17 protein-coding genes are annotated in these 18,715 nt (G+C 59.0%); 8 read left to right on the top strand and 9 right to left on the bottom strand.

Annotation, left to right across the window (positions count from 1 at the left end; genetic code table 11):
* Window positions 1-33: 33 nt before the first annotated feature.
* The 8 genes from K9U38_RS20620 to K9U38_RS20585 form a co-directional block, all read right to left on the bottom strand.
* Window positions 34-783 carry an FAD-binding oxidoreductase gene (locus K9U38_RS20620; protein ID WP_224496236.1) on the bottom strand — a complete coding sequence of 250 codons (750 nt, stop codon included), beginning with the start codon at window positions 781-783 and terminating at the stop codon, window positions 34-36.
* Window positions 784-785: 2 nt separating this feature from the next.
* Entirely contained in the window at window positions 786-1,391 is a 606-nt protein-coding gene (locus tag K9U38_RS20615; protein WP_224496235.1) for a sulfite oxidase-like oxidoreductase, read from the bottom strand.
* Window positions 1,392-1,454: 63 nt separating this feature from the next.
* Window positions 1,455-2,882, bottom strand: coding sequence for a gamma-aminobutyraldehyde dehydrogenase (locus K9U38_RS20610; protein WP_224496234.1), 1,428 nt, complete (start codon window positions 2,880-2,882; stop codon window positions 1,455-1,457).
* 23 nt (window positions 2,883-2,905) lie between these two features.
* Complete coding sequence (locus K9U38_RS20605) at window positions 2,906-3,721, bottom strand: ABC transporter permease (protein ID WP_224496233.1); 816 nt, start codon at window positions 3,719-3,721, stop codon at window positions 2,906-2,908.
* A complete protein-coding gene (locus tag K9U38_RS20600) occupies window positions 3,711-4,664 on the bottom strand; it encodes an ABC transporter permease (protein ID WP_224496232.1) in 954 nt (317 codons plus the stop codon). The genes K9U38_RS20605 and K9U38_RS20600 overlap by 11 nt, the downstream gene beginning before the upstream one ends.
* Entirely contained in the window at window positions 4,661-5,662 is a 1,002-nt protein-coding gene (locus K9U38_RS20595) for an ABC transporter ATP-binding protein (RefSeq protein ID WP_224496231.1), read from the bottom strand. The genes K9U38_RS20600 and K9U38_RS20595 overlap by 4 nt, the downstream gene beginning before the upstream one ends.
* A gap of 203 nt (window positions 5,663-5,865) precedes the next feature.
* Window positions 5,866-7,026, bottom strand: coding sequence for an ABC transporter substrate-binding protein (locus K9U38_RS20590; protein ID WP_224496230.1), 1,161 nt, complete (start codon window positions 7,024-7,026; stop codon window positions 5,866-5,868).
* A 125-nt stretch (window positions 7,027-7,151) separates the two neighbouring features.
* A complete protein-coding gene (locus tag K9U38_RS20585) occupies window positions 7,152-8,060 on the bottom strand; it encodes a LysR family transcriptional regulator (RefSeq protein WP_224496229.1) in 909 nt (302 codons plus the stop codon).
* Between the two features lie 398 nt (window positions 8,061-8,458).
* On the opposite strand from K9U38_RS20585, the gene K9U38_RS20580 reads away from it, so the two are divergent.
* Complete coding sequence (locus K9U38_RS20580) at window positions 8,459-9,211, top strand: FadR/GntR family transcriptional regulator (RefSeq protein WP_224496228.1); 753 nt, start codon at window positions 8,459-8,461, stop codon at window positions 9,209-9,211.
* A 77-nt stretch (window positions 9,212-9,288) separates the two neighbouring features.
* Here K9U38_RS20580 and araD1 read toward each other — a convergent pair whose 3' ends face one another.
* Window positions 9,289-10,281: an AraD1 family protein gene (araD1, locus tag K9U38_RS20575; protein WP_224496227.1), complete on the bottom strand. Its 993-nt coding sequence runs from the start codon at window positions 10,279-10,281 to the stop codon at window positions 9,289-9,291.
* 307 nt (window positions 10,282-10,588) lie between these two features.
* Here araD1 and chvE point away from each other — a divergent pair, with 307 nt between their 5' ends.
* From chvE to K9U38_RS20540, 7 genes are all read left to right on the top strand, one after another.
* Window positions 10,589-11,644: a multiple monosaccharide ABC transporter substrate-binding protein gene (gene chvE, locus K9U38_RS20570; protein WP_224496290.1), complete on the top strand. Its 1,056-nt coding sequence runs from the start codon at window positions 10,589-10,591 to the stop codon at window positions 11,642-11,644.
* A 163-nt stretch (window positions 11,645-11,807) separates the two neighbouring features.
* A complete protein-coding gene (gene mmsA, locus K9U38_RS20565; RefSeq protein ID WP_224496226.1) occupies window positions 11,808-13,337 on the top strand; it encodes a multiple monosaccharide ABC transporter ATP-binding protein in 1,530 nt (509 codons plus the stop codon).
* A complete protein-coding gene (gene mmsB, locus K9U38_RS20560; RefSeq protein WP_224496225.1) occupies window positions 13,334-14,533 on the top strand; it encodes a multiple monosaccharide ABC transporter permease in 1,200 nt (399 codons plus the stop codon). The genes mmsA and mmsB overlap by 4 nt, the downstream gene beginning before the upstream one ends.
* Before the next feature lie 132 nt (window positions 14,534-14,665).
* Window positions 14,666-16,039: an aminotransferase family protein gene (locus K9U38_RS20555; RefSeq protein ID WP_224496224.1), complete on the top strand. Its 1,374-nt coding sequence runs from the start codon at window positions 14,666-14,668 to the stop codon at window positions 16,037-16,039.
* A 9-nt stretch (window positions 16,040-16,048) separates the two neighbouring features.
* Entirely contained in the window at window positions 16,049-16,981 is a 933-nt protein-coding gene (gene kce, locus K9U38_RS20550; RefSeq protein ID WP_224496223.1) for a 3,5-dioxohexanoate:acetyl-CoA acetone transferase, read from the top strand.
* Window positions 16,981-17,478 (top strand): GNAT family N-acetyltransferase, encoded by a 498-nt coding sequence (locus K9U38_RS20545; protein ID WP_224496222.1) that lies wholly within the window; start codon window positions 16,981-16,983, stop codon window positions 17,476-17,478. Before kce ends, K9U38_RS20545 begins: the two co-directional genes overlap by 1 nt.
* On the top strand, window positions 17,478-18,503 hold the full coding sequence (locus K9U38_RS20540; protein ID WP_224496221.1) for a histone deacetylase family protein: 1,026 nt from the start codon (window positions 17,478-17,480) through the stop codon (window positions 18,501-18,503). Before K9U38_RS20545 ends, K9U38_RS20540 begins: the two co-directional genes overlap by 1 nt.
* Window positions 18,504-18,715: the final 212 nt, after the last annotated feature.

Raw genomic sequence — 18,715 nt, 5'->3', positions numbered from 1 at the left:
ACAGCGCGATGGGGTGGACGAAGCCGACAGTGGTTATACCCCATAGCGTTCCGTACGGATGATGGCGGCGGCGATACCCACCGCGATCAATGCGTCCGCCGCTGCCGAAACAAACGCGTTTGAGCCGCAGACATAGGCCGTTTTGGCTGATGCAGGCATGCGGGGCAGAAGTTCCGCGACCATCGCGGGATCAATACGCCGGTTATAATCGGCGTCATGGCTCTGGTGCTCCCGGGTGAGGGTCAGCGCCAGATCGAAGCCGTTGCTCTTCCGCTTGAGGTCGAGCAATTCGTCGCGGAAAATCAGCTCATCCCAGGTTCGGGCGGAATAAAGCAGCAGCGTCGGGGTGGAAGCGCCCTGTGCCGTGCGGTGGCGCAGCATCGAAACGAGCGGTGCAACACCCGAGCCGCCGCCGATCAACAGGATCGGTCCGCCGTCAGCGATGGTCCAGATGAAATGCCCGCCGACAGGCCCCCGCAGCTCGATCTCATCACCGGGCGTTGCGACATCGTGAAAATATGTGGAGACCTCGCCTTCGTCCAGGCGCTCGATGGCAAGCTCAATGATGTCGCCGGAATCCGGTGCCGAGGCAATCGAATAACTGCGCTGCACTTGATAGCCGTCCGGCGCGGTCAGGCGAACGTCGACGTGCTGGCCCGGCAGGTAGGCGAAGGGAAACGCAGGCTTGAAGAAGAAGCTGATAACGCGCGGCGTCCGCCTTACGCTCCCGGTAATGGTAGCCTTTTGCCATTTCGCCTGCGTGGCGACTATCTGCTCCCGCATCCTCAATCGCCGGTATAGCGCTGCTCGCGCCACGGGTCGCCATAGATGTGATAGCCGCGAAGTTCCCAGAAGCCGGGTTCATCGCGCGTCGTGAACTGCAGGCCGTTGATCCACTTTGCGGACTTCCAGAAGTAGAGATGCGGGACGAACAGCCGGGCCGGTCCGCCGTGATCCGGCGTCAGTGGCTTGCCTGCATAATGCGTCGCGATCATCGCCTTGCCATCGAGAAGGTCCTTTGCAGGCACGTTCGTGGAATAGCCGTCATAGGAATGTGCCAGCGTGAACTCAGTTGGCGGCTCCATGCCAGCTTCCGCTAGGACATCATCGACCAGCACGCCCTGCCACGGGGTATTGAGCTTAGACCAGGCTGTCACACAATGGATATCGCGCGTCATCTTCGTTTGCGGCAGCGCGTTGAACTCGGCCCAACTCCATTTGACAATGGGCTTTGGGCCGACCTTCAATGTGAAGGTCCAATCCTCGAGCCGAATGCGCGGCGTCGGACCAGCGGACAGAACCGGAAAGTCGTCCGTCAGCGACTGGCCGGGAGGTATACGATCATTCACTTCCGGCGGCTGCCGCCGGCCGGTAAAACCGCGTGTCGTCATGGCTAGAGCACTCCTGGACCTATACAACCACAGGCGGGTGTTCTCGCCAAGGGTGATTGCACGCTACCCGTGGTTGATCATGATGTGGCGTATCGCGGTATAATCCTCGAGCGCATACACCGACATGTCCTTGCCATAGCCGGATTGCTTGACGCCCCCGTGCGGCATCTCGTTGGTCAACATGAAGTGCGTGTTGATCCATGTGCAGCCATATTGCAGGCGCGAGGCAGCATTCATCGCCTTGGAAATGTCCCGGGTCCACACGGACGAGGCGAGACCGTAGTCGCTGTCATTGGCCCAGGTAACCGCCTGGTCATCGTCCTTGAAGCGTGTCACCGAGACGACCGGGCCGAAGACTTCGCGCCGCACGATCTCGTCTTCCTGCGTCGCTCCGGCGACGACGGTTGGCTGGAAAAAGAAGCCGTCCTTGCTGCCAGCACTGCCGCCGGTGGTGATCTCGATATGTTTCTGCTCGGTCGCCCGTTCGACAAAGCTCGCGACCCGGTCCCGCTGCCGTCCCGAAATCAGCGGCCCGATTTCGTTGACGGTATCGTCCTTCTCATTGTAGCGGATGGTGGCAACAGCAGATGTGAGATCCGCGACCAGCTTCTCATAGATCGCGTCCTGGGCGTAGATCCGGCAGGCGGCAGTGCAATCCTGGCCGGCATTGTAATAACCGAATGTGCGGATGCCGCTGACCACGGCCCCGAGATCGGCGTCATTATAGACAAGTACGGGAGCTTTTCCGCCCAGTTCGAGATGGGTGCGTTTAACGGTCTTTGCTGCAGCCTGCAGTACTTTCTTGCCTGTGGCGATATCTCCGGTGATCGAGACCATCGCAATCTTCGGATGGTTGATCAGCGTATTGCCGACGGTTTCGCCGCGCCCGAGAATGATGTTGACGACACCTTCGGGAAGAATGCCGGCCAGCAGCCGCGCCATTTTCAGTGCGGTCAGCGGTGTCTGCTCTGACGGCTTGAATACCACCGTGTTGCCGCCGGCGATAGCAGGCGCCAGCTTCCACGCCATCATCATCAGCGGATAGTTCCAGGGCGCTATCGACCCGACAATACCGATGGCATCGCGGCGTATCATGGATGTATGGCCCGCAAGGTATTCCCCGGAGACTGGAGAGGTGAGCGTCCGTACGGCACCGGCAAAGAAGCGCCAGCAATCGATGATCGCGGGCAATTCGTCATTGCGCACCGCATTGATCGGCTTGCCGCAATTGAGTGCTTCGAGCGCGGCGAAATCGTCCGCCTGGTTCTCGATGGCATCGGCGATCTTCAGGAGGTAGCCGGAGCGTTCGGCGGGCGTGGTGCGCGACCAGCTGCCGAATGCACGTTCTGCCGCCTCGACGGCGGCATCAATCTGGCTGTGGGAGGCTTCGGCAAGGTCGATGATCTTTGCGCCGGTCTTCGGGTTGAGAATGTGTTCCTCCACTTCTGTTCCGGCTTCGAACTTTGACCCGATCAGCAGTTTCGTATCCATGATGTGTTCTCCCATATTCAAACTTATTTGCCGGAACCGGCGATCTGGTCGCCGTCGCGGGTGAGGTAATAGGCAGCGAGGATTGGCAGGAACGTTACGATCACAACGACCATGGCCACGACATTGGTCACGGGTCTCTGGCGCGGCCGGATGAGTTCCTGCAGCATCCAGATCGGCAGGGTCGACTGCTGGCCACCGGTGAACGTCGTCACGATGACCTCGTCGAACGATAAGGCAAAGGCCAGCATGCCGCCCGCCAGCAGGGCCGTGCCGATATTGGGCAGGATGATGTAGCGGAAGGTCTGGAAGCCGTTGGCGCCAAGATCCATCGAGGCCTCCATCAAAGAGCCGGACACCCGGCGGAAGCGCGCCACCGCATTGTTGTAGACCACGACGATACAAAACGTGGCGTGACCAAGCACGATCGTCCAGAACGAGAACGGGATGTCCGCCAGGCTGAAGGCCGAGCGCAGCGCAATGCCGGTGATGATCCCCGGAAGGGCGATCGGCAGGATCACCAGAAGAGAGATCGTCTCGCGGCCAAAGAAGCGCGTCTGGCTGACTGCCGCGGCACACAGGGTTCCAAGGACCAGCGCAATAAGGGTCGAAATTGCTGCAACCCGCACGGAGAGCCAGAGAGCCTGCCACACGTCAGGCCGCTCCCAAGTCACGGCAAACCATTTCAGGGTGAGGCCGGGCGGCGGAAACTGATAGCTCTTGTCCTCGGTGGTGAAAGCATAAAGGAAGATCAGGAGCAGCGGCAAGTGCAGGAAGAGCAGACCGGCGGCGGCGGCGATTTTCAGGCCGAGTGGCGCTTTCTTAGAACGGTCAGAGCGCATCGAATGCTCCCATGCGCCGGGCCATCCACAGATAGAACCCCATGATAACGATGGGAACCACCGTGAATGCCGCGGCAAGCGGAATGTTGCCAGCCGTCCCTTGCTGGGCATAGACCGCCTGTCCGATGAACAGGCGCGATGAACCGATGATCTGGGGAATGATGTAATCGCCAAGAGTCAGCGAAAACGTGAAGATCGACCCGGCGACGATGCCGGGCAATGCCAGCGGAAACAGCACATGCCGGAATGTCTGTTGCGGCGTGCCGCCGAGATCGGACGAAGCTTCGATCAGGTTGGCTGGTACGCGCTCCAGTGCCGCCTGGATTGGAAGGATCATGAACGGCATCCAGACATAGACGAAGACTATGAACGTTCCCGTGTAACTCACCGAAAGCGAATTGCCGCCGATGACCGGAAGCGAGAGCCACGTGTCGAGGACCCAGAGCAGGTTCAGCTTTGTCAGAAACCAGGTCAGGATGCCTTCCTTGGCAAGGATGAGTTTCCAGGCATAGATCTTGACGAGATAGCTTGACCAGAGCGGCAGCATCACGCCGAGATAGAAGAACACCTTCCACTTTCCCCTGGCGTAGCGCGCCGCATAATAGGCGATGGGAAAGGCGATGACTGCCGAAACCAGCGTCACGATCGCAGCCATCAGCACCGTCCGCACGATGATGTCGAAATTGGCCTCGTTCAGGAGCTGGCGGTAGGTTGCGAGCGTGAACTCGTAGTTGATCAGGCCGGAATAGTCGTCGATGGAGAAGAAGCTTTGCAGCAGCAGTGCGATAAGCGAGCCGAGATAGATGATGCCGAGCCAGAGCAGCGGCGGCGCCAGCAGTATCGCAAGCAGCACATGGGGATGCTTCCACAGGAAGTCCGAGACGCGGCTCGTCAGTGTGCTGCGCTCGGGAACAATGGGTTGCTGATGCGCGATGGCGCTCATGACGCCGCGTCCATAAGATGAAGATCTGCACGGTCGAAGCACAGTCTTACCGGCTCACCTTCGGCCGGGATCGATGCCGCTGCGGGACTCATGACATTGATCTTCGTGCCATTGACGCTGACCAGCACACGATTGGCCGCGCCGAGGAAACTGCGTGATAAAACAGTTCCATCAAGGGTAAGCCTGCCGTCGCCACTGCCGCCGAGCGTGATCGCTTCGGGCCGCAGGCTTGCATATTGGTTTGCTGCGCCCAAGTGCTTTACGAATTCGGGCGGCAGGACATTGGAGGAGCCGACGAAATCGGCGACGAAACGGGTCTTTGGCTGCTTGTAGACCTCTTCCGGCGTGCCGAGCTGCTGAATGCGGCCGTCGTTGAAGACGGCGATGCGGTCCGCCATGGACAATGCCTCGCCCTGGTCATGCGTCACGAAGACGAAGGTGATGCCCAAGGTCTTCTGCAGGGACTTGAGTTCCTCCTGCATCTGCTCGCGAAGCTTGAGGTCGAGGGCGCCGAGCGGTTCATCCAGAAGCAAAACCTTTGGTTTGTTGACCAGTGCGCGGGCGAGTGCCACGCGTTGCCGTTGGCCTCCGGAAAGCTGGCCCGGGCGACGGGCGCCATATCCTGGCAACTTGACCATGGCGAGCGCGTCTTCGGCTGCCTTGAGGCGCTCTTGCTTGCCGATACCCTTGACCATGAGCCCATAGGCGACATTTTCCAGAATGCTGAGATGCGGGAAGAGAGCATAGTCCTGAAACACCGTATTGACGCTGCGCCGATAGGGTGGAACGCCCTCGGCAGTTTCCCCGAATATTTCGATATGCCCGCTCGTCGGCTGCTCGAAGCCTGCCATCAGGCGCAGGCACGTCGTCTTTCCAGAGCCGGACGGTCCGAGCATCGCAAAGAATTCGCCTTCGGCGATGGCCAGGTTGACCGCGTCGACGGCCCGCACCGCACCGAAATGACGCGACACATTTTCGAATAGGACAGCGGCTGTCATTGGCTTGCTCCGGGGTTGACGTCTTGTTGCAGGTTGGCGGTGCGTGGTTCGACGGGGCTCACCATGAGGGAGGTGGTGCCTTGCAGGAGCCAAGAACGTTATCGACATTCGACCTACCTGGGTGGGCATAGTCCTGCAATCAGACAACTCCCCTCATGGTGAGCCCGTCGAACCACGCACTACGTCATTGCAATTCGTAGAACTCAGCGCCCGCCGATCACGCCGATATAATCGGAAACCCAGCGATGATACGGCACGCACTCGCTCTGGCTTTCGCACTTCGAGACCGGTGTTCTCCAGAACTTGATCTTGTCGAAGTCGTTATAGCCGTTGGTAGCGCAACCCTCGTCCGTCAGAAGTTCGTTGCCCTTGCAGGCAGCGCCGACCGACGGGTTTGCGCCGAACCAGGCCGAGACATCACCCTGTACCTTGGGCGAGAGCGAATGTTCCATCCACATGTATGCGCAGTTCGGATGCGCACTGTCGACATGCAGCATGGTCGTGTCCGACCATCCTGTCGCGCCTTCCTCAGGGACAACCGATGCAATCGGCTTATTCTCGGCCTTCAGCAGGTTGACCTGGAACGGCCAAGACCCGGACGCGACAACGCCTTCATTCTTGAAATCATCGATCTGGATCATCGCATCGTGCCAATAGCGCCCAGCAAGCGTCCGCTGCACGCGCAAAAGATCCAGCGCTGCCTTGTACTGGTCTTCATTCAGTTCATAGGGACTCTTTATGCCGAGGTCCGGCTTGTGAGCCATCAGGTAATTGGCTGCGTCGGCAATGTGGATCGGACCATCATAGGCCTGGATGCGCCCCTTGTTCGACTTGCCATCGGGGAGCGTCATTTCTTCGAACACAACATTCCAGCTTGCCGGCGGCTTGTCCTTGAAAGCCTCCGTATTGTACATCAGGACATTGGGACCCCAGACATAGGGTGTGCCGTAGTGGACCCCCTTCACCGTGTGCCAGGGTGCATCCTGCAGATGCTCGTCGATGGTTTTCCAGCTTGGAATGAGGTCCGTATTGATCGGCTGAACACGCTTGCCTGCAACGAGACGCAGCGAAGCGTCACCCGATGCGGTAACAAGGTCGAAGTCACCCTCATTCATCAGCGCGACCATTTCGTCTGAGGTTGCAGCGGTCTTCACATTGACCTTGCATCCGCTTTCTTTCTCGAACGCCGTCACCCAGTCATAGCTCTTGTCGGTCTCCCCGCGTTCAATATAGCCGGGCCAGGCAACGATGGAGAGTTCGCCTTCGCCCTTGCCGAGTTCCTTCAACGCTTCCTGCGCGAGTACCTGTGTCGTGAAGGCGAGGGAAAGTGTCAGCGCGGTGCAGGATTTCAGAATCTGCTTCATCTCAATTCTCCCGTTGGGCCGCATTTTCGGCCTGTGTTCCCAGGATGCAGAGTGCCCAGATTTTACCGTATTCGCAAATTCATTTATGAGAAGGGCGATATCGGAATTTCCGATATCTCAACTGCTCATCGCCCGCGACCGCTGCGCAGCGCTTCCGCGATTCCTACGAAATCGCGTGCCGCCTGGGGCAGGCTGGAACCTTTGCGCCAGACCATGCCCACCTGTACGACAGGCAGTGCACCCGAGACGTCCCGGCTTTCGATTCGATCGCCTTCGAGTGACCAGGGCCGGTATACAAGGTCCGGCAAGAGCGCAATGCCGGCGCCTGTCGCTACGAGGCTGCGGACCGCCTCCACCGAACGCGTGCGGAACGCGACATGCGGGCGTGCGCCCAAAGCGGTCAGCAGCTTGCCCGTATTCTCTTCAATTTCATCGACGGTCAGCATGATCAGCGGTTCACGGGTGATATCGTTGACGGAAATAATGTCGGCACTGACCAGCGGATGGCCCAGCGGCAGCCACAGCCTGTAGGGGGATGTCTCGATGATCTCCGCCTGCAAGGCCATCCGGTCGCGCAGGTTTGAGATCACCATGACGGCGACGTCGAGCTCTCCGCCAACCAGCAGATGCTCGAGATAGGATCCATTATCCTCGATGGCGCTTACCTCGACACCGGGGCTGGCTCTGCGAAAACGGGCGAGGAGATCGGAAAGCACATATCCGGCGACGAGCGAGGTGACACCAAGGTGCAACTTTCCCGCCTGTTTCGGCGCCTCCGCTGAAAAAGACCTTCGCGCGTCCGAGACGTCGGCCAGGATCTTTGTCGCATGGCGCAGAAACTGATGACCGTTGTAGGTGATGTCCAAGCCCCTCGGGTGTCGTTCGAACAGTTCGACGCCGAGATCGCTTTCCAGTTCCTTCACTGCTTCGGTGATCGAGGATTGCGAAATCGAAAGACCCTGGGCTGCCCGCGTGATCGAACCCTGTTCGGCAACGGCGACGAAATATTGCAACTGACGGAGTGTGAATGCCATGGGGCGACTTAGAGCTTCGGGCGACAATACTGGCGCGGTCCGGTTTTCCGGATGGCGAGACAGTCCACGCGGAAGATGACGAGCCGAATGTGGTTCATCGTGCGAAGCTAGCTGACAAAGTGGATGTCCGCCAGCCAGAAACTCGAGAGCGGGGCGAATTTGGCCCGGATCCGTCGCGGCCGGCTTCTTCCGAATTACAGGCATTGGCTTCGCCAAACCGGGGCAAGTGATCGGCTTAATCTTAGTCCCGGATCGCTTTGCGCATTGTGATTGATATTATAATATTATAAATAGATTGGAGAGGAAGGGAGAACCGGCAGGGAGGCAGAACCGTTCGCGCATAGCAACGGCAATTTGTTGGCCGAGTCCCCACATGCAAGCGGATAGCAGGCCAGGATTTGTCAGGCAACGAGCTCATCAATTATGATTTTCGCACGGCGGGCCAATCGCGCACGCATCATGGGCATGTCATGCGCGATCTCGGGCTCAAGATCATCAGCGGCGCCTATCCGGAAAACTCCATCCTGCCCGGCGATGCCGAGTTGCTCGAACGGTTCGGCGTGTCGAGGACTGTTCTGCGCGAAGCCTTGAAAACGCTTGCAGCCAAGGGGCTGATCCAGCCCAAGGCAAAAATCGGAACACGCGTGCTCGAACGTTCGCACTGGAATCTGTTCGATCCGGATATTCTTGTCTGGCATTTCGAGGCGGGAGCAAGCGCGCATTTTCTGTCGAGTATTGTCGAAATGCGTTTGGCCCTGGAGCCGGAAGCTGCGGGTCTCGCGGCGCTTCGCCGGACCGAGGCGCAGCTTGAGAAGCTGTACCACTGGGTTGGACGAATGGGCAGCGCCCGGGAATCCGCGCAGGAATTCGTCTATAGCGACTTGCAGTTTCACATCGCGATCGCCGATGCGTCGGGAAATCCGTTCATGCGATCCATCAGCGCTCTGATCGAAGTGGCGCTCGTTACCACCTTCACGATCAGTTCGCCGATACCGAATTCCGAAAGCCACATTCGTTCGGTCGCAAGGCACGCGGCGATCGCCGATGCCATCAGGGCAGGCGATGCCGAGGCAGCCAAGGAAGCTATGCGCGTCGTCATCCGCGAGGGCGCGGAACGCGTCGTGACTTCCGCCCATGCGGGCGACGTCTGATTACAGCACCGCACACCCAAGGGTGGTCGGCGTGTCGCGTTGATATCACGTGGCGACACGCTGCTCCGCAGACCGCCTTAAAGCACGGTCATCTTCACTTTCGACGGTTTTTCAGTCTTCAGGGGATTGCGCAGGGGCAAGCCAAAAGCAGGCGCTTCGATCTCGAACACATCGCCATTTTCCACCTTGATGCCATCGGCAAAGGAAAGCGTCGCAGTGCCGAACATGTGCACGTGGATGTCGCCTGGCTGGCGGAACACGCCATATTTGAAGTGGTGATGTTCCAGATTCGCGATGGTATGGGACATGTTGTCCTCACCTGACAGGAACGGCTTTTCCCAGACGGTCTTGTTCTTGCGCAGGATGCGAGACGTTCCCCTGATATCGGCAGGCAGATCGCCGGTGATCAACTCCGGGCCGACCGAGCATGGCCGCAGCTTGGAATGGGCGAGATAGAGATAGTTGACGCGTTCCATCACGTGGTCGGAAAATTCGTTGGCCAGCGCGAAGCCGATCCGGAATGGCGTACCGTCCGGGCCGATTACATAGATGCCCGCGATTTCCGGCTCCTCGCCGGCGTCATCGGCAAAGGCCGGGGAGAGCAGGGGCTGTCCGGGTGCAGTCAGAACCGAGCCATTGCCCTTGTAGAACCATTCGGGCTGTACGCCGGTCTCTCCCTTCTTGGGCTTGCCGTTTTCCAGTCCCATGCGAAACATCTTCATCGAATCAGTCAGGGTATCGTCCTTGGCGTCACCGATCTTGCGGTGCATCGCATCGCGCGCTGCCGCCGAGCCAAGATGCGTGAGGCCCGTGCCCGTCAGATGGATGTGCGCCGGGTCGTGCGCGTCGACCGGTGGAAGCAGGCGGCCCTCTGCATAGGCAGCTGCCACGTCCAGCTTCTTGCCAAGACCACGGCTTTCGACAATGCCCGCGATGCTGGTATTCGCGTCGATCGCGGCATGGGCCAGCTCCAGCACGGAACGCGTGCGCTTCACCTGACGGAATTCATCGCCCACGCGTGTTGCCACCTGCCGCTTTCCATTGGCATTTATCAATTGAACCAGATTCACGGCTTTCCTCCCGGATGTTTGATATAAGAGTTTACGGCATTAGCACGCGAACCACTCTTTTCAAAAAATATTATAATAGTATTATATCGATGTAAACGGCGCCGGCGGCGAAGGCTCGCAGGGCCGTGCCAAGCGGGAGCGAGACAATTTTTTCGGAGGGCGAAAGCCCTATTCCAAAAGTCATACTTTTCGGATAGATGTTGGAGCGACCCGCTCTGGGAGAAATGGTTAGATGGCAAGATGGCCGGTTGGATGCCGGTACAATTGCAGTCAACAGGATTGAAAACTGGGAGGAAGTGACGTGAAAATGCTCAAACTATTTGCCGCGGGACTGATCGCACTTGGTGTGATGGGTGCGCAGGCCTTTGCTCAGGAAAAGGGCACTGTCGGCATATCGATGCCGACCAAGTCCTCAGCTCGCTGGATTGCCGACGGCGACAACATGGTCAAGGCGCTGAAGGAACGCGGCTACGAGACCGATCTGCAATATGCGGAAGACGATATTCCAAACCAACTCGCCCAGATCGAGAACATGGTCACCAAGGGCGTCAAAGTTCTCGTGATTGCGGCCATCGACGGCACGACGCTGTCGAACGTACTGCAGCAGGCGCATGATGCAGGTATCAAGGTCATTTCTTATGATCGCCTGATTCGTGATTCGGGCAATGTCGACTACTACACGACCTTCGACAACTTCCAGGTCGGCGTTCTGCAGGCGGGATCGCTGGTAAAGGCTCTCGGTCTTCCGGACGCAAAGGGTCCGTTCAATATCGAACTCTTTGGCGGTTCTCCCGACGACAACAACGCCTTCTTCTTCTATGACGGCGCCATGTCCGTCCTGCAGCCTCTGATTGACAGCGGCAAGCTCGTCGTTCAGTCGGGCCAGACCGGCATGGACAAGGTCGGCACGCTCCGTTGGGATGGTGCTGTTGCCCAGGCGCGTATGGATAACCTGCTTTCGGCCTATTACACCGACAAGAAGGTCAATGCCGTTCTTTCGCCCTATGACGGTTTGTCGATCGGCATTCTCTCGTCACTGCGCGGTGTAGGATACGGTACTGCCGACCAGCCATTCCCGTTCGTTTCCGGACAGGACGCCGAAGTGCCGTCGGTCAAGTCGATCATTGCCGGCGAGCAGTACTCGACGATCTACAAGGACACCCGTGAACTGGCCAAGGTTACGGCCAACCTCATTGACAAGGTTCTCAAGGGTGAAGAGCCGGAAATCAACGACACCAAGACCTACAACAATGGTGTGAAGGTCGTTCCTTCCTACCTGTTGAAGCCGGTTGAAGTGGACAAGACCAACTGGAAAGAAATCCTGATTGGTGGCGGCTACTACACGGAAGATCAGATCAAGTAGTCTTTCGATCAAGTCCGAACCCTGCGCTCACCCGCGCAGGGTTCGTTGTCATTGTCCGGACAATGTTTTCGGTAGCGCAAGGGCCCGGAGCCCAATATAAATTGCAGAAGGAAACGATACCCGCGCAAGCCATATTGCCGCCGCGGTATCGATGAGGATCTCGATGGAAACCATCCTCGAAATGCGCAGCATCACCAAGACTTTTCCTGGTGTGAAGGCGCTGAACAATGTCAATCTCGATGTACGCAAAGGCGAAATTCATGCCCTGGTGGGCGAGAACGGCGCCGGTAAATCGACCCTGATGAAAGTGCTGAGCGGCGTTTATCCGCATGGCAGCTACGAGGGCGAGATTATCTACAAGGGCCAGGAGCAGCACTTTCGCGATATTGGCGACAGTGAAAGGCAGGGCATCATCATCATTCACCAGGAGCTTGCCCTGGTCCCGCTGCTGTCGATTGCCGAAAATATCTTCCTTGGCAATGAACCGGCCAAATTCGGTGTCATCGATTGGCACGCCGCGGAAAACCGCACCCGCGAACTTCTGGCGAAAGTCGGCCTGAAGGAAGACCCGCTGACATTGATCACCAATCTGGGTGTCGGCAAGCAGCAGCTGGTGGAGATCGCCAAAGCCCTGTCGAAGGAGGTCGAGCTCCTCATTCTCGACGAGCCGACCGCCAGCCTCAACGAGAAGGACAGCGATGCGCTCCTCGCCCTGCTGCTTGAGTTCAAGGCGCACGGGATTTCCTCGATCCTGATTTCTCACAAGCTCAACGAAGTCGGCAAGGTTGCCGACCGTATCACAGTACTGCGCGACGGCGCCACGATCGAGACGCTGGACAAGAACGAGATCTCCGAGGATCGGATCGTCACCTCCATGGTCGGACGCCAGCTGGCCGATCGCTTTCCGCAGCGCGAGCCCAATATTGGCGAGGTGGTGTTCGAGGTGAAGGACTGGGTGGTCCACCATCACATCCACAGCGACCGGACGGTGATCAACGGCATCAACCTGAACGTTCGCAAGGGCGAGGTGGTCGGGATCGCCGGGCTTATGGGCGCCGGGCGTACGGAATTTGCCATGAGCGTCTTCGGCAAGGCCTATGGTCGCAAGATCAGCGGCGACGTTTTCATCAAGGGCAAACAAGTTGATGTTTCCACCATCGGCAAGGCCATCGACAACGGCATTGCCTATGTCACCGAGGACCGCAAGACCTATGGCCTCAACCTCATCGACCACATCAAGCACAATACGACGATCGTCAACCTCAAGGGCGTGTCGGAAAGTGGCGTGATCGACGACATGGCCGAGCTCAAGGTTGCCAATGAGTACCGGCGCAAGACCAACATCCGCTCGTCGAGCATCTATCAGAAGACCGGCAATCTTTCCGGCGGGAACCAGCAGAAGGTGGTGCTGTCAAAGTGGCTGTTCGCCGATCCGGACCTGCTGATTCTCGATGAGCCGACGCGGGGGATCGATGTCGGCGCGAAATACGAAATCTATACGATCATCAATCAATTGGTAAGCGAAGGCAAAAGCGTGCTGATGATCTCGTCGGAAATGCCAGAGCTGCTCGGCGTTTGCGACCGGATCTACGTGATGAACCAGGGCAGGCTCGTCGGTGAAATGCCGGCCAGTGAAGCCAGCCAGGAAAAAATCATGCGCGCCATCATTCGTGCTGAAGGGAAAGCATCATGACAGTCGAAACCGCAGCAACCCAAGGTAAAAAAGACTTCAAGGCGGACGGCTCCGCGCTGAAAGGCAACTACCGCGAATATGGTCTGGTGCTGGCGCTGATCCTTATCATGGTCTTCTTCCAGTTCACGACGAGCGGCGTCCTGTTCAGGCCGGTCAATCTGACCAACCTTGTCCTGCAGAACAGCTACATCATCATCATGGCGCTCGGCATGCTGCTGGTCATCGTGGCGGGTCACATCGACCTTTCGGTGGGTTCGGTATCAGGCTTTATCGGCGGGCTTGCCGCGGTGATGATGGTCCGCTGGCAAATTCACTACATACCGGCAACCATCCTGTGCCTTGCCATGGGCGGCGCGATCGGCGCAGCGCAGGGCTATTGGATTGCCTACCACAAGATACCTTCCTTCATCGTCACTCTTGCCGGAATGCTGGTGTTCCGGGGACTGGCGTTGTGGCTGCTCGGCGGCCAGTCCGTGGGGCCGTTCCCGCCGCAGTTCCAGTTGCTCAGCTCCGGCTTCATCCCCGACTTCTTTGGCTACCCCGGATTTAACGTCACATCGATGCTTATCGGCATCATCCTTGTTGCGCTGATGATCTATTTCAGCGTGCGTGGCCGGGCCAAGCGCGAGAAGCATGGCTATGAAGGCGAACCCTTTGCGCTGTTTGTGGCCAAGAACGTCATCATTGCCGGCATCGTCCTGTTCCTCACCTACCTGCTTTCATCCTACAAGGGGTTGCCGAACGTCCTGATCGTCATGTCGCTCCTGATTGCGCTGTTTGTCTTCGTAACCAAACGCATGACGGTTGGCCGGCGCATCTACGCCATGGGCGGCAATGAAAAGGCGGCCAAATTGTCTGGCATCAAGACGGAACGCCTGACCTTCCTGACCTTCGTCAACATGGGTGTTCTTGCTGCGCTGGCCGGGTTGATCTTCGCGGCCCGCCTGAATACGGCGACGCCCAAGGCTGGCCTCGGATTCGAACTCGACGTGATTGCGGCGGTTTTCATCGGCGGCGCATCGGCCATGGGCGGTGTTGGCCAGGTGATGGGCGCGGTCATCGGTGCCTTCATCATGGGTGTGATGAACAACGGCATGTCGATCATGGGCGTGAACATTGACTGGCAGCAGGTGATCAAGGGCCTCGTGCTCCTCGCAGCCGTCATCTTCGACGTTTACAACAAGAACAAGGCATAATCGCCCTTTTCCGGTGATGTCGATTTTGCCCTGCCTTGCAAAGGCGGGGCCAAATTGTTTCTCGAAATCCATTTTGACTCTCCGTCGGCGTAATGCATGAATGCTCGCAACCACGAAGCAGGATGCCCATTTATGTCTTTCCCGTACAAGCCGACCGCAAGCACGCGCCCACCGTCGCATCTGTTTTATCAGTCGCGCCTGCGCCGTCCCCTGGTTGACCGCGCCGAAGGCATCCATCTCTGGGACGTGGACGGCAACCGGTACATCGATGGGTCGAGCGGCGCGATGGTGGTCAATATCGGCCACGGCAACCCCCATGTCATCGATACGATGAAAAGGCAGCTGGACAAGGTGACGTTTGCCTACCGGCTGCATTTCGAGAATGAGTCGGCCGAGGACCTTGCCCGCCGCATTGCGGGTTACATGCCCGACGGCATGGACAAAGTCTTCTTCGTGTCCGGCGGCTCGGAGGCCGTCGAATCCTGCCTCAAGCTTGCCCGGCAATATGCCGTGGCGATTGGCCAGAAGCAGCGCTGGAAGGTCATCTCGCGTTTTCCGTCCTACCATGGCGGCACGCTCGGCGCGCTTGCGGTCACGGGTTATGCGGCACTGACCGAACCCTTCAAGCCGATGATGCAGGCAATGCCGCAGATCCCGGCACCGACGGCCTATCTTGACCGGGATAACTTCTCGATGGAGGAGCGTGGGCTGCGCCATGCCGACAGGCTTGAGCAGGCCATTCTCGCCGAGGGTGCGGAGCAGGTCCTGGCATTCATCATGGAACCGATCGGGGGCGCCTCGACCGGCGCACTGGTCGCCCCGGACAGCTATTACGGCCGTATCCGCGAGATCTGCAATCGCTATGGCGTCCTTCTCATCCATGATGAGGTCATGAGTGGCGTCGGCCGGACGGGGAAATTTCTCGGTGGAGATCACTGGAATTGCCGGCCGGATCTGGTTGCTTTGTCGAAGGGTTTCGGGGCCGGGTACAGTCCGCTCGGCGCGATGGTCGCGCCGTCACGCATGGTCCAGCCGGTTCTCGATGCGGGCGGTTTCCAGCACGGCTATACCTATGCGGGCAACCCGCTGGCCTGCGCTGCCGGCGGCGCCGTGCTTGATGAGATCGAACGGCTGGATTTGATGGGCAATGCAACTAGGATGGGCGACGTTCTTCGGCAGGAGCTCGGCGCACTGTCGAAGCGCTTCCCCTTTATCGGTGATGTCCGCGGCAAGGGGCTGCTGCTGGCAGCGGAGTTTGTCGGGGAAGCCGCGACGATGACGCCGCTGCCACAGGAGAAGAACGCCTTCCAGCGGGTCGTTGACATTGCCTATGACAAGGGCCTGATCATTTACTCGCGCCGCACGCGCGGCGGCATCGAAGGCGACCATTTCCTCGTCTGCCCGCCAATGATCGTCACGCAGGAGCAGGTCGGAGAAATCATTGCGATCCTCGCGGACACGTTGCAGGATCTCGCCAATGAACTCGATCTGCCGGTGAACGGGTAAGGGGTCGTCATGGCGCGCCAGAAAGTCATCATCACGTGCGCGGTCACCGGTTCCGTCCACACGCCCACGATGAGCCCGTATCTGCCGGTCACTCCGGACCAGATTGCGGCAGAGGCGATCGCAGCCGCAGAGGCCGGGGCGTCCATCCTCCATCTGCATGCGCGCGATCCCGAGAACGGCCGGCCCTCGGCCGATCCGGATGTGTTCATGCAGTTTCTGCCGCGAATCAAGCAGGCCAGCGACGCCGTCATCAACATTTCGACCGGCGGCAGTTCGCTGATGGCGCTCGACGACCGGCTTGCCGCTGCGGTTCGGGCCGAACCGGAAATGTGCTCGCTCAATATGGGCTCAATGAATTTCGGGCTCTATCCGGCGCTCGACCGTTACTCGGAGTGGAATCATGCATGGGAGCCGCAACTCCTGGAAGCGACCCGCAGTTCCATCTTCAGGAATACCTTTGCCGATATCGAAGCCATCCTGGTGCAGCTCGGTCAGGGCTGTGGCACCCGTTTCGAGTTTGAATGTTACGATGTCGGCCATCTCTACACGCTGGCGCATTTTCGTGACCGCGGCCTTGTTTCGGGCCCCCTGTTCATCCAGTTCGTCTTCGGCGTCCTCGGTGGGATTGGCGCCGATCCGGAAAACCTTACCCACATGAAGCGGATCGCCGACAAGCTGTTTGGCGACAGCTACAGGTTTTCGGTGCTGGCAGCCGGCCGGCAGCAAATGCAGATGACCACCATGGCGGCCGCCATGGGCGGGAATGTCCGTGTCGGACTGGAAGACAGCCTGATGCTCGGCCGCGGCGAGCTGGCAAAATCCAATGCCGATCAGGTCCGGCGCATCCGCACGGTGCTCGAGGCTCTGTCGCTTGAGATTGCGACGCCGGCCGATGCCCGCGCCATGCTTGCCCTCAAGGGCAGCGATGCGGTTGCATTCTGATGTCCATCGCGATCAGGCAAGCCACGATCGAGGACACAGCGTTGTTGCACGCGGCGATCGTGAAGCTTGCACGGCACATGGGTGCTATGGAGAGGATAAGGAGCACGCCGGACGATCTGCGCCGGCATGGCTTTGGAGACAGGCCGGCATTCGAGGCGCTGATTGCCGAGGCTGATGGTTTCTTCGCCGGCATGTGTCTATATTTTCCGAGCTTCTCCACATGGCGCGGCAAACCCGGCATTTATGTGCAGGATATTTTTGTCGAGGAACGGTTTCGCGGCGAGAGGATCGGCGAGCGTCTCCTGCAGGCGACGGCGCAGCGAGGCGTTGGGCTGGGAGCCGCCTATCTTCGCCTCTCTGTTGAGGCGGACAATCCCAGTGCGCAGGGCTTTTATACACATCTCGGTATCGAATGGTCGCAGTCGGAAAGGATCCACGGCATTTACGGGGACGCCTTTACCGCGCTTGCCGCACGGTTAAATGAGCAGGAACGCTGATGAAAACATACTTTGCTGAGGAACAGAGAAGTCACGATCCGAAAGGCTTCCTGTCCAGCGGTGCACCGCAACCCAATCCGGAACAGCCGGCACGCGTGGAGCGACTGCTTGCCGGTGCACGCATGGCGGGCTGCTCGATCCATCGCCCGCAAGATTATGGGCTTGGCCCGATCGCTGCGGTGCATACGCCGGAATATCTGGAGTTCCTGCAGAATATCTATCGGCGCTGGCAGTTGATTCCGGGCGCTTCGCCAGAGGTAGTCCCGAACATCCATCCGCTCAGCCGGACCGGCAGCTATCCGGCGTCTGCCGTGGGGCAGGCGGGTTACCATATGGCCGATACGGCTTGCCCGATATCGGCGGAAACCTTCGACAGTGCCCGCTGGAGTGCGTTCAGCGCCGTCGCAGCCGCCGAAGCGGTCCTGTCCGGCGAAGCTTCTGCCTATGCCCTGTGCCGCCCGCCTGGCCATCATGCCTTTGCCGATGTCGCCGGCGGCTTTTGCTTCATTAACAATTCCGCCGTTGCGGCGCAGCGGTTGCGCAGGAGCGCGGCCCGCGTCGCGATCCTCGACGTGGATCTGCATCACGGCAATGGCACGCAGGGCATTTTCTATGCGCGGCCCGACGTGCTGACCGTTTCCATCCACGCCGATCCGGTGCGCTTCTATCCGTTTTTCTGGGGTTATGCGGATGAGCGCGGCGAGGGGCCCGGGCATGGCTACAACTTCAACTTGCCACTCGGGCGCAAGTCGGGCGATGCGGTGTTTCTTGACGCGCTGGGCGCTGCATGCCGGCGAATCGAGGGGTTCGCGCCCGAGGCGCTGGTCGTGGCACTTGGCCTCGATGCTTTCGAAGGCGATCCCTTTGGCGGGCTTTCGGTCTCGACCGCCGGCTTTGCGCGTATTGCCGGCGCGATCGCTGCCTTGCGCCTGCCGTCGGTGATCGTGCAGGAGGGGGGCTATCTCTGCGATGAACTCGGCGACAACCTCACTTCATTTCTCACCGGCTTCGGGTCCCGGATCTAGATCGGGGTCCGCTGTTTTGCCTGCAGATTGTTTGCCGGCAGCGCAAATGTCAGCAAAACGGGCTAATCCGAAAGACTTATCCCCAGGGGTTTGAGTTGAAATGAAAAAGTTTTGAAAAAGTTGGAATTGGTCGTTGACAGGTTTGTTTGGTGGGGTCTATATACCGACACAACGAGGGCGGGGCGCCGCTGGCGGTTGCTGAATGCGCCCTA

Source organism: Phyllobacterium lublinensis (assembly GCF_020164435.1).
GTDB lineage: Bacteria > Pseudomonadota > Alphaproteobacteria > Rhizobiales > Rhizobiaceae > Phyllobacterium > Phyllobacterium lublinensis.
The sequence above is the reverse complement of the archived record's forward strand: the minus strand, read 5'-3'. Positions and strand labels throughout refer to the sequence as shown.